Source organism: Paenibacillus sp. FSL H7-0918 (assembly GCF_038007025.1).
GTDB classification, from domain to species: domain Bacteria; phylum Bacillota; class Bacilli; order Paenibacillales; family Paenibacillaceae; genus Paenibacillus_AQ; species Paenibacillus_AQ odorifer.
Map to the genome: position 1 here is coordinate 2,674,964 of NZ_JBBOWJ010000001.1, position 15,104 is coordinate 2,690,067.

Genomic DNA, 15,104 nt, shown 5'->3' on the forward strand with positions numbered 1-15,104 from the left:
GCCATCGTTCAAAGCATTATTCTCCATTATCCATATTATCCATCAAGTCAGCTTGTTCAGCGATTGAAAGGGCTGAGATAATTTCAGTGATTTCTCCGTTCATAACCTGCTCCAAACGGTGCAGTGTCAGGCCAATACGATGGTCTGTAACCCGGCTCTGCGGGAAGTTATACGTCCGAATGCGCTCACTACGGTCACCCGTACCTACTTTGCTCTTCCGTTCCCCAGCATACTTCGCTTCTTCTTCCTGCCGTTTCATATCAGAGATACGGGCACGAAGCACTTGCAGCGCTTTTTCTTTATTGGAGTTCTGTGACTTACCGTCCTGACAGGTAGCAACGATGCCTGTAGGTACATGGGTTACACGTACTGCAGACTTGGTCGTATTTACAGACTGTCCGCCTGCACCACTTGAACAGAAGGTATCCACGCGAATATCTTTATCATGGATCTCGATCTCAAAAGCCTCAGCTTCCGGCATCACAGACACCGTAGAAGTAGAGGTATGAATACGACCTCCGGATTCGGTCGCTGGGATACGTTGTACGCGATGCGCACCACTTTCGTATTTCAGCTTACTGTATGCACCACGGCCGTTAATAAGGAAGATTACCTCTTTGAATCCACCAAGATCACTCGCGTTAACATCCATTAACTCAACGCGCCATCCTTGTGCATCAGCATAACGAGTGTACATCCGGTAAAGATCTGAAGCGAACAATGCTGCTTCATCTCCACCCGCTGCACCACGAATTTCAACGATTACGTTCTTATCATCATTCGGGTCTTTAGGCAGCAGCAATACGCGGATTCTCTCTTCCAGCTCCACTTGACGTTTGGAAAGGTCATCAATTTCCATCTTGACCATTTCTTTCATCTCATCATCAAGCTTTTCGCCTTGCATCTGCTTAGCAGCTTCAAGCTCTTCCATTACACTCTTATATTCAGTATACGCCTCAAATGCGGGCTGTAGGTCTGATTGTTCTTTGGAATAGTCCCTCAGTTTCTTACTGTCGTTTGCAACATCCGGATCACAAAGCAGTTCACTGAGCTTCTCATAGCGGTCCGCCAGGGATTGCAATCGGTCCAACAAGGGAATTCACCTCTCCTGATTCAATTTCAAATTCGCAAATATAACATCAAATTTGTACTGTCATAAAAATAGATATACGACTTTATATTATACCAAAGATATTGTGAAATGGCTACAGTTCCGTACGCACAATACCTTAATAAAAAGCTTATATTTTTAAAAAGGATCATCCCAGCAATAGAAACTCCCACTGCTCGAGATGACCCCTTTATCATTCGTACACTTAAACCTTCTTAAACGTTAAAACGGAAATGCATTACGTCGCCGTCTTGCACCAAATATTCTTTACCTTCAAGACGTAGTTGACCACGTTCCTTCGCACCGTTCATGGAACCAGCTGCCACAAGATCCGCGTAAGCCACTACTTCAGCACGGATAAATCCGCGTTCGAAATCTGTATGAATCACACCGGCAGCTCCAGGTGCCTTGGTGCCGCGGCGAATCGTCCACGCCCGAACTTCCTGAACGCCTGCTGTGAAATACGTATACAAGCCAAGCAGTTTATAAGCCGCTTTAATCAACCGGTTAAGGCCGGATTCTTCCAGTCCCAGCTCTTCCAGGAACATAGCTTTATCTTCGCCTTCAAGCTCAGCAATTTCTGCTTCCACCTTAGCACTGATCGGAACCACTTCTGCACCTTCAGTAGCTGCAAAATCGCGAACTTGCTGTACATAAGGATTGTCCTCAGCACTTGCCACTTCATCTTCACTTACATTCGCCGCATACAGCACTGGCTTCAATGTTAACAGATGAAGATCGCGGATAATAAGCTTCTCGTCATCAGACAATTCTATACTGCGTGCAGGTTTATCTTCGTAGAGCACTTCTTTGACGCGTTCTAGCAGTTCAACTTCTTGAGCGTATTTCTTGTCGCCGCCTTTGATATTCTTACGGGAACGCTCAATCCGCTTCTCAATGCTCTCAATATCAGCAAGAATCAGCTCCAGATTAATGGTCTGGATGTCGCTGATCGGATTTACTTTTCCATCAACGTGGGTAACGTTCTCATCTTCAAAACAACGAACCACATGCACGATAGCATCTACTTCACGGATATGGGCCAGGAACTTGTTGCCTAGTCCTTCTCCTTTACTTGCACCACGCACGAGACCAGCAATATCAACAAATTCAAAAGCAGTAGGTACGGTCTTGTTCGGCTGTACCAGCTCAGTCAGTTTATCAAGACGTTCGTCTGGAACTTCAACAACACCCACGTTAGGGTCAATGGTACAAAAAGGGTAGTTAGCGGATTCTGCTCCCGCTTGCGTTATCGCATTAAACAATGTGGATTTTCCTACGTTAGGAAGACCGACGATTCCAGCTTTCAAAGCCATTTATATGACAACTCCTATTTTCAGCTAAATTGATCATCCGAATAAGCTATACGATCTAAACCATTATATATTAGAACATATTCGCCAGCAACACCGGATGTCAAGCAGATGTGTCCGAACGCGCAAGCTCTAATACCTTTTTTATCGCCGACTGGTCCAGTAATGGCTTAGATTTATCTGGATCAACCTCCACATCAGGCACAGTCTTTACCTCTTCATTACAACTTCCATCAGAATTCAGACCCATTTCAAAGGAAAACCTGAATACATAACCGCTATTTGGCAATGCAACAACAAGCGGATCTATCCCTAGTCCATCCCCACCTGTCCTGCCGCCTACAACCGTTGCAAACCCGGTGCCTTTTGCAAAGGCTGCAAGACCTTCCGCTGATGAATACACAGAGCTATCTACCAGCAAATAGATTTTCCCTTTAAATCCAACAGATTTATTAGGAGTTACTACATCAGTTATTTTTCTATATGTCTTGAACATCTTTAAGGCCTCAGATGGCAGATTAGGCAGTTGCTCATCTTTGATGCCGGAAATAGGTTGTTGCCCGGCTGTGATCTGACGTGCCTGCATAAAAGTCTCCGCATATTTGCCTCTTGTATAAAGGAAGTAAGTATTATATTCGATAGGTTTATTAATCAACAGAGGAACAATATGAATTCTCCAATAATTACTGTTTCCTCCGCCATTTCCGCGGATATCTAATATTAAGGTCTTATAGTCCTTTACCTCTATTAAAAAATCATGGATCTCGGAGCTGTCCATCTCCATGAGACTCCCGTCAAAGCTTTGCATGCCGAGATAAGCGATTCGATCGGGCTCTATAATGACTTTTTTTACATTCCCAGAAGTCTTTTTTGTTACATCTCCTACTCCATCTCCACCATTATGCATATCATTATTGAGTTCATTAGAGCTTTGCTGCTCCGCTAAAGGTTTCTGGTTGTAACGGGCCAATACGTTAGGCTGTTGAACCACGTCGATCCAAGGTTCATAACCAAAACCTGCTTGAACATAGGTATGTAGATACCAAGGATATTCCTCCTTGGATATAAAATTCGTATGCCCATTGTTTAATCTGCTAAGGACAAATCTCATTCGTCTCAAAAACTCATCATCCGATTTCACGGCTGCTATTTTATTGCGGTATTCCTCTTTTTTAGCAAGCCAATCCTCTCCATTGAGACGTTTATTCACCTCTAGGAAAGGATAGTTCTCCTCAATAATCTTCCACATATAATCAAAATCCTCTAGCCTTTTTTCTACTGTCAATGAAGGCAACGCTACTTTCGATTGTTCTTCAACTACAGCTGAAGAGGCTAGCGGTGCAACCGGACTTGCCTGGACTTGCTCAGACTCAGATTTCTTCTTTCCTGGTAAATCGCCACTGTTGCAGCTAACCAGTAATAGTAATACTACTGCGGAAACAACCACCCACGATACAGTCCTTGGCCTCACCTTAATCCCCCCTTTTCTCTCTTTATGACTTAATCCATTTTCAGGAAGTTATTTTTTAATCATATTTTCCTAATCATCCTAAATCAAATATATTTATCACAATTATTTACATAATAATTCAGTAGAACAACAAAAAAAAAGACCTCTTTCGAGGTCCGCACACTTATGGACTATAGATCTTTAGACATCGTGATGTCAGTTACGATATACCCCATTTTTTTGTATAGCTCAAATGCGCGATTGTTCTGGCCGAAGACGTGCAACCCGATTTTGGTAACATTCATCTCCCGGGCTTCTTCATCGAGTGCGATCATAGCCTGCTTGCCATAACCCTTACTCTGGAACGGTTCAAAAACATAAAAATCATAAATGAAAGCCTCGCGGCCACCACGACCTTCACTTACGTTAAACCAGATATAACCCACCTGTTCATCACTGCTTATTTCTACTATGGAATATAGATAAGCACCATCTGTGTGCAGCCCTTTTGGCAAAGAGCGTGTTATAGCTTCCTCAGACAGCTTCATCGCGATCTCTGGATCCCAAGCACCGGCGCTGATCTTATCTTCCGCATAATCCCGGGTAGCTTGACCTAAGAAAAATTGAAAGGCCGACTCATCCATATGGATCAGTTTAATCATAATCTTACTCACTTCCTCGCTTCAATATTTACCATCCTATTTACGTATTAAACGGGAAGTTCCACGTAAAGTTGCTAAATCTGGAGCGCCAATACCAAACATTGCTATTTTCAGCTCCAGTTCTACCTGTGCTAATGCAGCATCCAGCGCCTCTTCAGAATCGACAGCCGGCCCTAACAGATTGCGGCCAAAGCCTGCCAGATCAGCTCCAAGTGCCAATGCTTTCGCTGCATCCACGCCATGTTTCAGTCCGCCGCTGCCAATCAAAGCGCCCTGCGGAGAAACTGCACGCACCTCTGTGATACAATCAGCTGTTGGAGTGCCCCAATCCGCGAAAGCCTCCGCCGCTGCCCGCCGTATAGGATCTACACTGCGGAACTTCTCCACCTGACTCCAGGATGTCCCGCCTGCACCCGCAACATCAATAAAAGCCGCTCCTGCATTATAAAGACGTGCAGCTGCATCTCCATCAATGCCCCAGCCTACTTCTTTCACACCTACAGGGACTTCAAGTGCCCGGCATACCTTCTCTATCTGCGATAGCAAAGAGGCAAAACCAGTGTTCCCTTCCGGTTGAAAGACCTCTTGCAGGCCATTCAGATGTAGTACAAGAAAATCAGCACCTGCGATATCCACAGCCCGGCGACATTCCTCAATCCCAAAACCATAGGACAGCTGTACAGCACCAATATTGGCGATAACCGGAATATCAGGCGCTTGATCCCGCACATAAAAGGTTGCCGTAAGCTCAGAACGCTCCACTGCCGCCCGAACCGAACCTACACCCAGCGCCCAACCCCGACGCTGCGCAGCTGCGGCTAACCGGGCATTAATCGCTCCTGTAGCTGCACTGCCACCTGTCATCGAGCTGATGAGCAGCGGCGTACGCAGCTTACGATCCAAAAACATAGTCTGCAATGATATATCGTCGAAATTCAGCTCTGGCAGAGCATTATGCTGAAATCTGTAATGTTCAAACCCTGTAGTCACACCGACGCCACCTACTTCCTCATTTAGGCAAAGGCGTACATGTTCAATTTTGCGTTCGCCTGTCTTCGATGTAGGCAATAAAGATCTTTTGTCAGAAGCCTCTGCAGCCGGTAGGTCCTTGCCATGATCTGCGCCAGACTGCCTAGTCGCATCATATGGCACGGCCTCTTCTGGCGTATGATTCATGCTGCGTTCCTCCTATTTCCAAACTCGATTTATTATAACATATCCCTACAGATGAATTTACAATATGAGGTTAGCGATTACAATTCTCCGGTTTCGTAATCATTAATTTCATAAACATCGTACTAATTGCTCAAACTCATTATAGCTAGCCGAATGTTATTTCATTACTGTTAAGGATATTTGGGCTGCTTCATTTCGCTCCACTAGGTGTTAATAGGTTGGTAATACACCGGAGCATAACAATCACAAGGAAGTGCTCTGCAATAATTTCAGGAGGAACTTCCATGAATTCAGATCGTCAGCAACCCGTTCACCCCTATAAACCTAAAGAAATAAACTACTCTCCCGGTTTAACTACGAAGAAACGTTCCGGTTCACGCCGCCTTACAATGGTGTTATGGGCTGTCTTCATTCTAATTCTCTGGCTAATCGGCGTAATGACTTACCAGACCCACAAACCTTTACCCCGCGGCATTTCCTATGAAAGCCCTATATACAAAACCAATCATGTATCCTTCTGGCACGACCTGACCTATTCGGACGGTACAGCCACGGGCACTCAAGAGAGTCAGATTCTTTCGAGGATTCTACAAATTATCGAGGAGTCCAAAGAATTTTTGGTGATTGACCTCTTTCTTTTCAATGATTATACCCATAAAGATCAGTCATTTCCTCCGGTCAGCCGAATGTTGACGGACAAGCTTATTTTACAAAAAACAACTTATCCTGAGATGGAGATCGTCTTCATTACAGATGAGGTTAATACCAATTACAACTCTGCACCCAATCATCTTCTGGAAGAATTGAAGGCTGCGGGGATTAAAGTGATTTTGACCGATGTAAATGCTCTACGCGATTCTACGCCTGCTTATTCCGCTGTCTGGCGTACCTTTATTCAATGGTTCGGACAGTCGGGCGAAGGCCGGATTCCCAATCTTATGGCCAGCGGAGGACCGGATATTACCGCACGTTCTTATTTGAAGCTACTTAATGTGAAGGCTAACCACCGTAAGGTAGTTGTTAGTGAGAATACCGCTCTAGTCTCCTCAGGAAATATCCATGATGCCAGCGCCTATCATTCCAATATCGCTCTGGAAGTACAAGGCCCAATTATTGCTGATATTCTCCAGACGGAACAAGCCGCGGCCAATCTTTCGGATGCAGGGCCACTACTCACTTATGAGCCAGACTTCACCAAAGAGAAGGATCAGCACTCTGAAGAATCTATGGAGGTCCGCTATTTAACGGAAGGAAAGGTATATAAATATGCACGGCAAGCCCTTCAATCTGCGCAGAAGGGTGACACCATTTGGATGGGTATGTTCTACCTTGCCGATGATGCCATTCTCGATGAATTAGTAGAGGCTACCCAACGAGGGGCAACGGTAAAATTGATACTGGACCCCAATCAGAACGCCTTCGGCCGTGATAAAATCGGCATTCCTAACCGTCCAGTTGCCATGAACTTGAACAAGCGTACAAACGGAGAGATCTCTATTCGCTGGTACAATACGACCAAAGAGCAATATCATCCAAAGTTGCTCTTCATTGCCAAACAGACTGGAAGTTCCATCATACTTGGCGGTTCCACCAATTTTACGACACGCAATCTGGATGACTACAACCTGGAGAATAATCTGTGGGTATCTGTAAAACAAGATCAGCCTCTTTATACCGAGATGGAAACCTACTTCAATCGACTGTGGAATAACGAGGACCATGAGTATACTCTGCCTCTTGAAGCTTATCAGGGGGAAGTAACTTGGTTCAAGTACATTCTGTTCCGGTTGCAGACCACCTTGGGTTTAACCACTTTTTAAAGCAAAAACCACCGCAGATGAGGGATAACACCCTCTGCGGTGGTTTTTGGGTTATAGTAACGGTGACATAAGCCGAGCAGCAGATTCCAGTATACGGATCACCATACGCTTATTCATAAATTCCTCATGCTCAATTAAGCTGGTAGATAATAAATCCCGTTCAAAATCAGCAACAATACGAGCAACGCTCTCCGTCTGAATCAGTAGTGCATTCACTTCAAAGTTAAGGTGGAAGCTGCGCATATCCATATTGGCCGTGCCAATGGTCGCTATTTCACCATCAACGATAAGCAGCTTCGAGTGGATAAATCCCTTTTCATATTCATAAATCTTCACGCCAGCTTCCAGCAACGCCGGAAAATAAGAGTGTGAAGCCAGAAACGGAATCCATTTATCCGGCTTAGCCGGGAATAACAATCGCACATCTAAACCAGAAACAGCAGCTACACGCAGTGCAGTTAAGATGTCCTCATCAGGAATAAAATATGGACTGGCAATCCACACCGATTTCTCGGCAGAAGTGATCATGGAGAAGAAAATGTTTTTGAGCGCACGACGTTCGTTATCCGGCCCACTAGCAATAATCTGTACGGCACCATCACCTGTCATAAAGCGAAGCTGCGGAGTGAGATAGTCTTGCTCCAGTATTTTTTCACCCGTAGTGTGCATCCAATCTTGCAGAAAAATAATTTGCATCGTCCGTACCGCTTCGCCTCTAACCAACATATGTGTGTCACGCCAAAACCCATAAGTCTTACTGCGGCTTAAATATTCATCGCCTACATTGAGACCCCCCATGAATCCGACATCACCGTCGATCACAACAATCTTACGGTGATTCCGGTAATTCACACGACTGGAAAAAAAGGATGTTGAATTTCCGTACGAAGCCACCTGAACCCCGGCATCACTCATTTCCTTCAAAAAAGCTTTGGAAAGCTGAAAACTGCCAACGGCATCATACATAAATCTGACTGCAACACCGGCGCGAGCTTTATCGATCAGAATTTGTTTAATGCGTGTTCCAATGTGGTCCGCCCGGAAGATGTAATACTCCATATGAATGTGATGTTTAGCTTGACGGAGCTCCAACAATAACGTACCAAACGTCTCTTCACCATTAGTGAGGATACGTGTTTCTGATGCAAAGGAAATAGGAGTACGTGCTAAAGTTTTGGATAACAGCAGCAGTTTTTGGCGCGAGGGATCAAAGACTGACCAATCTTGGTGCGTACGTAAAGCGTCATTCTCAATTCTTTCGTAGGCCATAAGGTCTCTTTGTGCCTTTTTATCATATTTACGGCGTTTGAACACATTTTGCCCAAATAGAAAATAGAAGACCAGTCCCAGCACCGGGATCAACGCAAGCAATAAGATCCATGACATTGTTGTAGAAGGATTACGGTTCTCCATAAAAATAGCCAAGCTAATCGAAATGACTGTCAGAGTGGAGAAGATACTAATAATCGTTCCCGCAGTACTCCCAAAAATGCCGAAACCAAAATAATAAAATGCTATGAATGCCCCAATGATAATTATAGATTGAAGTCCTCTTCTCATACTCTACCTACCTTCTTATTCATACAAGCAACACGAAATTGACACATTTTATATATTACATGAAGAACACATTTCTTCCTAGCAAATTACTGTTTAAAGTCTATTTACGACAAAACTGTAACCCTTCTGTTCCGATATTTGTAATGCCTGGTTGTATAGAATATAATTATTCTGACCAACTAGTCAATTATAGAACCGGGTAGTCAGAAAGGAGGTTAATCCTTTAATGAATGATAAAACTGTTGATAAGCAGGAGCAGATTATTAAGATTGCTATGCAGTTATTCGCTGTAAAAGGCTCCTCGTCCACATCCATGCAAGAGATAGCTGAATTATGCGGGATTTCGAAGGGCAGTTTATATCTGGTATTTAAATCAAAAGAAGAGCTGGAGCGCAGTATCTTCCTTTATTGTTATCGGATGATTCGGGATCCCTTGTTACGTGAAGAACAGGAAACCCGACGAACACCACGTGAGAAGCTTAGGAATCAGATAGAAATTCTGCTAAGTCATGTGTACGAATTACGCGAGTTCTTGCAGCGTCAAATTCAGGAGGTTGCGGGCAAAGGATTTGATACTGAAGTCCCAGACTGGCTGCGTAGAAACAACGCTTCCTTCTTAAGATGGTTCCAGGTAAAAATGGAGTTACTCTACGGAAAAGACGTCGTTCCCTATACCGGAGATTTATGTATGATCGGACATGGTCTCATCAAATCTTATATTGCGGTTATTTTTCGTAAGGATACGCAGGTACCTATTGCCGATATGGCAGATCATCTAATGAATTTAATGGATATGATCGTGTCTGGCTTGCTTACTAGTAAACAGGCTCCGCTAATCAACTCTGCTACTTTAGCAAACTGGATGGCGGAGAATGAGGAGAACAAACGAAAAAATCCATTACAGCTCATTAAAGAAATGAAGACTGCGATCAGTAAACTAGATAGTATAGCATCCGAAGAAGCAGCCGATCTGCTGGAATCGCTCAACATTCTGGAAGGTGAAGTGCTTATCCCTCACCCACGAAAAGCAATCATTCAGGGGATGCTGTCCAACCTCCAATCCTGCTCTGAGCTCACAGCAGAATTGGAAGAGCTGAGGAAGCTAATTGCCTCAATTCCGCACAATTCATGTGTATTTCGTTAATTGACTCTAAGAAGAGTTCGGTAGAGAGAAAGTCATGGATAGTGAGTATTATGATTTTTTATAATGGCGCCTTATTTCGTAAAGAAAAGGGCCGAGAGGAGCAGAAACGAAACTTATGAAAAGCTTAATTAATTTCTCGCTCAGGAACAAATTTGCCATTTGGCTTCTGACGATAATTATTGTGTTTGCCGGTTTATATAGCGGACTGACGATGAAGCAAGAAACCTTGCCTAATATTAGTATACCCTATCTTAGCGTAACAACCATTTATCCGGGGGCCGCACCAGAAGGCGTCGTTAATGATGTCAGCAAACCGTTGGAGCAAAAGCTCCGCAATGTGGATGGTGTAAAGACGATCACCTCCACTTCTCTGGAGAATGCCTCCAGCATCCAAATTGAATTCGATTATGGAACAAATCTGGATAATGCTACAGCAGCAGTGCGCGAATCACTAAATGAAGTCTCATTACCTGACAATGTGCAGAAGCCTTCCATTTCCCGCTTTAGTCTTAGCTCAATGCCTGTTGTCTCCCTCAGTCTTTCTAACGGGGATACCCAGGATCTTGAGGAACTGACCCGTATTGCTGAGAACGATATTCGCCCGGCCCTAGAGGATGTTGAGGGTGTCGCTTCTATTCAAATCTCTGGTCAATACGTCAAAGAAGTATCACTTAAATTCAATCAAGATAAGCTCAGCCAATATGGACTGACCGAAGATACCGTTAAAGGTATCATTCAAGGCTCTTCCCTCCGTGTTCCACTAGGATTGTTCGAAATGGACAAAGCTCAAAAGGCAGTTGTCGTGGACGGCAACATCACTACCGTTGAGGATCTTAAAAATGTAACCATTCCGGTAATGCCAACTGGCGCTAACGCTGCTGGTGCTGGAGCTACTGGAGCTGCCGGCATTGATGCTGGTGCTGCTAACGGAGCTGCTGGCGCAGGCGCTGGAAATATAGCTACTGGCGGAGCTGCAAGTATGGGACTTCCAACCGTGAAGCTCGGAGAGCTGGCCACGATTGAGGTTGTGGGCAATTCCGAATCCATCTCACGTACAAATGGTAAAGAATCGATCGGTATTCAGATTGTCAAAGCCAATGATGCCAACACTGTTGATGTTGTAAATGGCGTTAAAGACAAAACTGAAGAATTAAAAGCACAATATAAAGGTATAGACCTTACTGTTCTACTTGACCAAGGGAAGCCCATTGAGGACTCCGTAAATACGATGTTGTCCAAAGCGGTATTTGGTGCCTTATTCGCAGTAATTATCATTTTGGTGTTCCTGAGGAATATTCGTTCGACGATTATTTCCATCATCTCTATTCCATTATCCCTGCTGATCGCAGTGCTGTGTCTGCGGCAGATGGACATTACGCTTAATATGATGACACTAGGAGCGATGACGGTCGCGATCGGGCGGGTAGTCGATGACTCGATTGTAGTCATAGAGAACATATATCGACGACTCTCCTTATCTGGTGAGAAGCTGAAGGGCAGAGAATTAATCAGTGCGGCCACACGTGAAATGTTCGTGCCTATCATGTCCTCTACAATTGTAACCATCGCGGTGTTCTTACCACTTGCTTTGGTTAGTGGTATGGTTGGTGAGCTGTTCTTGCCTTTCGCTCTAACCATGGTCTTCGCCCTGCTCGCTTCATTAGTAGTTGCGATTACCCTAGTTCCTGCAATGGCTCACTCGTTGTTCCGTAATGGATTGAAAGGTAAAAAAACTCACAGCGAGAAACCAGACAAACTTTCTGCTGGTTATCAAAAGATTCTGAACTGGTGCCTTTCTCATAAGCTCGTTACGTTTGGAGTTGCCGTTCTTCTCCTTGCAGGCAGCTTGTTCTTAATCAAACCTATTGGTGTAAGCTTTATGCCATCCCAAGAGGATAAAACCGTAATGCTTACTTATTCACCAAAGGCTGGACAACGGATTGAGGAAGTTCAAGAGCAAGGTCTGAAAGCTGAAAAATACATTTTAGCGCAGAAGCATATAGACAAAATGCAATATTCCATTGGCGGCGGAAGCCCGATGGGTATGGGTGGATCCAGCAATTCAGGACTATTTTTCATCGTTTATGATAGTGACACTCCTGATTTTGAAGCTGTTAAAGAGAAGCTTATTGAAGGTTTGACCGCAGAAGTGCCAGATGGTGTATGGGGTGACATGTCCGCTCTGATGAGTGGAGGCATGGGTGGAAGCACTCTGACCGTGAATGTATTCGGAGATGAACTGGATCAGCTGAAGCCAGTCGCGGATGAGATTGCCTCAATCGTACAGGCTGACACCACTAATTTCAAAGACGCAGAAACAAGTCTCAAGGAAGCTTACGATCAATATACGATTGTAGCGGATCAACAGAAGCTTAGCTCCCTTGGACTTACAGCCGGACAAATTGCGATGAAGCTGAGTCCAGCAGGCACACGTCCAGTGCTCACAGAAGTAGAATTGGACGGCAAGAACTACAAAGTCTATATCGAAACAGATAAAGAAACGTACAAGAGTATTAAAGAAATGGAAGAGGCTACTTTGACTTCCCCACTAGGCATCTCCGTGCCAATCGGGCAAGTCGCTAAAATTGAAAATGGCTCCTCCCCTGACTCGATTACTCGTATGGACGGTAAAATGAAGGTAGATGTTACTGCCGAAATTATTTCGAGTGACGTGAATAGCGCTTCGAACAGCGTGAAAGAAAAAATAGACGCTATGGAATTGCCTGATGGTGTAACTGTTACCTTCGGCGGTGTAACCGAGCAGATCAATGATACGTTTGGTCAATTAGGAATTGCTATGGCGGCGGCTATTGCCATCGTATACTTCGTGCTTGTGGTTACATTTGGCGGTGGATTAGCACCATTCGCTATCCTGTTCTCACTTCCTTTCACAGTGATCGGGGTACTCGTTGCCCTTCTGATCGCTGGAGAAACCTTAAACGTGTCCTCGCTCATGGGTGCGCTGATGTTGATTGGTATCGTAGTAACGAATGCGATTGTCCTTATCGACCGCGTTATTCATAAGGAAAAAGAAGGACTCACTACGCGTCAAGCCTTGCTTGAAGCAGGTGGCACACGTTTACGTCCAATCCTGATGACTGCACTTGCAACGATTGGTGCATTGCTGCCATTGGTTACTGGACTTGAAAACAGTGCTGGAATTATCTCTAAGGGGCTCGGTGTGACCGTAATCGGTGGTTTGGTCAGTTCCACGCTGCTGACACTTGTAGTAGTGCCAGTCGTGTATGAATTCCTGATGAAATTCCGCAGCAAAAAGGTAATTGATTAGAACTATGATGTGAACAAGTAAATAGGCTCAAACGAGAGGCTGTCTCCAAAGTAGTGAATTCTACTTATGAGGCAGCTTCTTTTTTTAGTAAAAGGCTGCACAGCGGATTCTTTCTTTAGCCAATAGACTGTGTGCTGTGCCAATGTTCAACGCCATTAGGGTGCGGAGTGGAGAACGGTGGATGATGTGCGTTTGTGCGTGGTGGAGGCTAATGTACCGTGAACGTTTGCGATGTGCGGTATACAGCGGGTGATCTGCGTGGGTCGTTTGGACGGCGTACATTTGTGTTTACTGCGTTCTGTGTTTGGGCGATGTGCGGAGTGGATCTTAAACTAATTAGGGAAAAACTCCCTGAAAAAAGCCAATATTCGCTCTAAATGAACGAAATTAGGGAATTCCTCCCTGATAATAAGGGGGATTTCTTTAATTACCGCCGAATCAGCTATATTTTAGGGAGGTTTTCCCTAATTATTAGTCTGATGACCAGAAACTCTAGAATTTCAGGGAGAAATTGCCCAATTATTCTATCGGCGCTTGAGTTAGGCAACAATAAGGCGCTTCGGTTGGTACTTCAATTACTACTTCAGTTGGTCCTTCAGCCTCTACTTCTATCGGAGTTTAATTAGATCATCACTAGGATGCTTCACACGGTACTTCTATTTGCTACAGAGCTTCTATTAAAGCTTCATATCTACTTGACCAGCACGCAAAAGCCCGACCTATCAATTAGGCCGGGCTTTCTAATATTAAATGCTTGTAGCTGCACTGCTCTCCAATGAAGCTCTCCAGGAACGAAGCATTTGCAGATCAAGTGGCAGAAATTCCTCAAGCATATGTGAGAGGCCTAGATATAGCGGACTATCCGTTGCTGCATTCAGTTTCTGACAGAACTGCGGTGTCCATTGCAGTAGATGCTTTTCCAAAAAGGACTCCTGAATATCAAGCAGCTCCATAGCACTTCTTATTGAAAAGCTATTGTAAAGCATACGCTCATGCATGACTGCCATAAATTCGAGCTCAATAGCAATATGATCATCGGCTTCACCATTACACTTATTGAATACAATTCCAGCGGAGGTGTACACATCCGCAAGCACGTTACAGAAATCCTCCGAGCGTCCTAAAATCGCTGCTTCGCGCAATTTAAAAGAACTAACGGACTGTTCTTGCATAAGCCGTTTATATTCTTTGCTCTCTTTCTCGCATATCATTGGCAGCTTGTTCGGTTCCTGACTCAAATAGCGCTTCAGCTCCCGACCGCCTTCCGTCATCTCAGCCGCTACACTCATCTGGCGATTGCGGCTCCATTGAGCCACTAGAGAGAGTGATGGTTTTCTACCCAAAAAATCCACTAAAAGCTGATATATTAATCCCCGACTTTCCAACCAACGGCTAAAAGCCTCCGGAACGGTGAGCGATGGAACAGTATGTGTACTCATTTTGCAAATCCTCCTCAATGGTTTCCCGGTCACTCTCCGTCACATTACCGACGTGCGGTTTCCGGTATCCTATCTGTTTTCGCAAAAGTGAACGTTAAAACTAATCCGCACCTAGATTATATCGGATATTAAAAGCGCTT

10 protein-coding genes are annotated in these 15,104 nt (G+C 44.5%); 3 read left to right on the forward strand and 7 right to left on the reverse strand.

From position 1 onward, the window contains the following. Window positions 1–16 precede the first annotated feature (16 nt). From prfA to fni, 5 genes are all read right to left on the reverse strand, one after another. Entirely contained in the window at window positions 17–1,093 is a 1,077-nt protein-coding gene (gene prfA / locus MHI15_RS12145) for a peptide chain release factor 1 (protein ID WP_036681601.1), read from the reverse strand. Between the two features lie 233 nt (window positions 1,094–1,326). Beyond that, the gene (ychF, locus tag MHI15_RS12150) at window positions 1,327–2,427 is read right to left on the reverse strand and encodes a redox-regulated ATPase YchF (RefSeq protein WP_036681604.1); all 1,101 of its coding nucleotides are present in this window, start codon (window positions 2,425–2,427) and stop codon (window positions 1,327–1,329) included. A 100-nt stretch (window positions 2,428–2,527) separates the two neighbouring features. Further along, the gene (locus MHI15_RS12155; RefSeq protein WP_341164449.1) at window positions 2,528–3,895 is read right to left on the reverse strand and encodes a S41 family peptidase; all 1,368 of its coding nucleotides are present in this window, start codon (window positions 3,893–3,895) and stop codon (window positions 2,528–2,530) included. A 170-nt stretch (window positions 3,896–4,065) separates the two neighbouring features. After that, a complete protein-coding gene (locus MHI15_RS12160; RefSeq protein ID WP_232061473.1) occupies window positions 4,066–4,536 on the reverse strand; it encodes a GNAT family N-acetyltransferase in 471 nt (156 codons plus the stop codon). A 36-nt stretch (window positions 4,537–4,572) separates the two neighbouring features. Beyond that, window positions 4,573–5,712, reverse strand: coding sequence for a type 2 isopentenyl-diphosphate Delta-isomerase (gene fni, locus MHI15_RS12165; RefSeq protein WP_339188784.1), 1,140 nt, complete (start codon window positions 5,710–5,712; stop codon window positions 4,573–4,575). 389 nt (window positions 5,713–6,101) lie between these two features. On the opposite strand from fni, the gene MHI15_RS12170 reads away from it, so the two are divergent. Further along, on the forward strand, window positions 6,102–7,532 hold the full coding sequence (locus tag MHI15_RS12170; RefSeq protein ID WP_340398205.1) for a phospholipase D family protein: 1,431 nt from the start codon (window positions 6,102–6,104) through the stop codon (window positions 7,530–7,532). Between the two features lie 51 nt (window positions 7,533–7,583). Here MHI15_RS12170 and cls read toward each other — a convergent pair whose 3' ends face one another. Further along, window positions 7,584–9,092 carry a cardiolipin synthase gene (cls, locus tag MHI15_RS12175; RefSeq protein ID WP_076123942.1) on the reverse strand — a complete coding sequence of 503 codons (1,509 nt, stop codon included), beginning with the start codon at window positions 9,090–9,092 and terminating at the stop codon, window positions 7,584–7,586. 226 nt (window positions 9,093–9,318) lie between these two features. Between cls and MHI15_RS12180 the strand changes: the two genes are divergently transcribed. Both MHI15_RS12180 and MHI15_RS12185 read left to right on the forward strand, forming a co-directional pair. After that, a complete protein-coding gene (locus tag MHI15_RS12180) occupies window positions 9,319–10,236 on the forward strand; it encodes a TetR/AcrR family transcriptional regulator (RefSeq protein WP_076276923.1) in 918 nt (305 codons plus the stop codon). Window positions 10,237–10,351: 115 nt separating this feature from the next. Then, window positions 10,352–13,525 (forward strand): efflux RND transporter permease subunit, encoded by a 3,174-nt coding sequence (locus MHI15_RS12185; RefSeq protein WP_339188789.1) that lies wholly within the window; start codon window positions 10,352–10,354, stop codon window positions 13,523–13,525. 746 nt (window positions 13,526–14,271) lie between these two features. Here MHI15_RS12185 and MHI15_RS12190 read toward each other — a convergent pair. After that, on the reverse strand, window positions 14,272–14,964 hold the full coding sequence (locus MHI15_RS12190; RefSeq protein ID WP_076123947.1) for a TorD/DmsD family molecular chaperone: 693 nt from the start codon (window positions 14,962–14,964) through the stop codon (window positions 14,272–14,274). Between the last annotated feature and the right edge of the window lie 140 nt (window positions 14,965–15,104).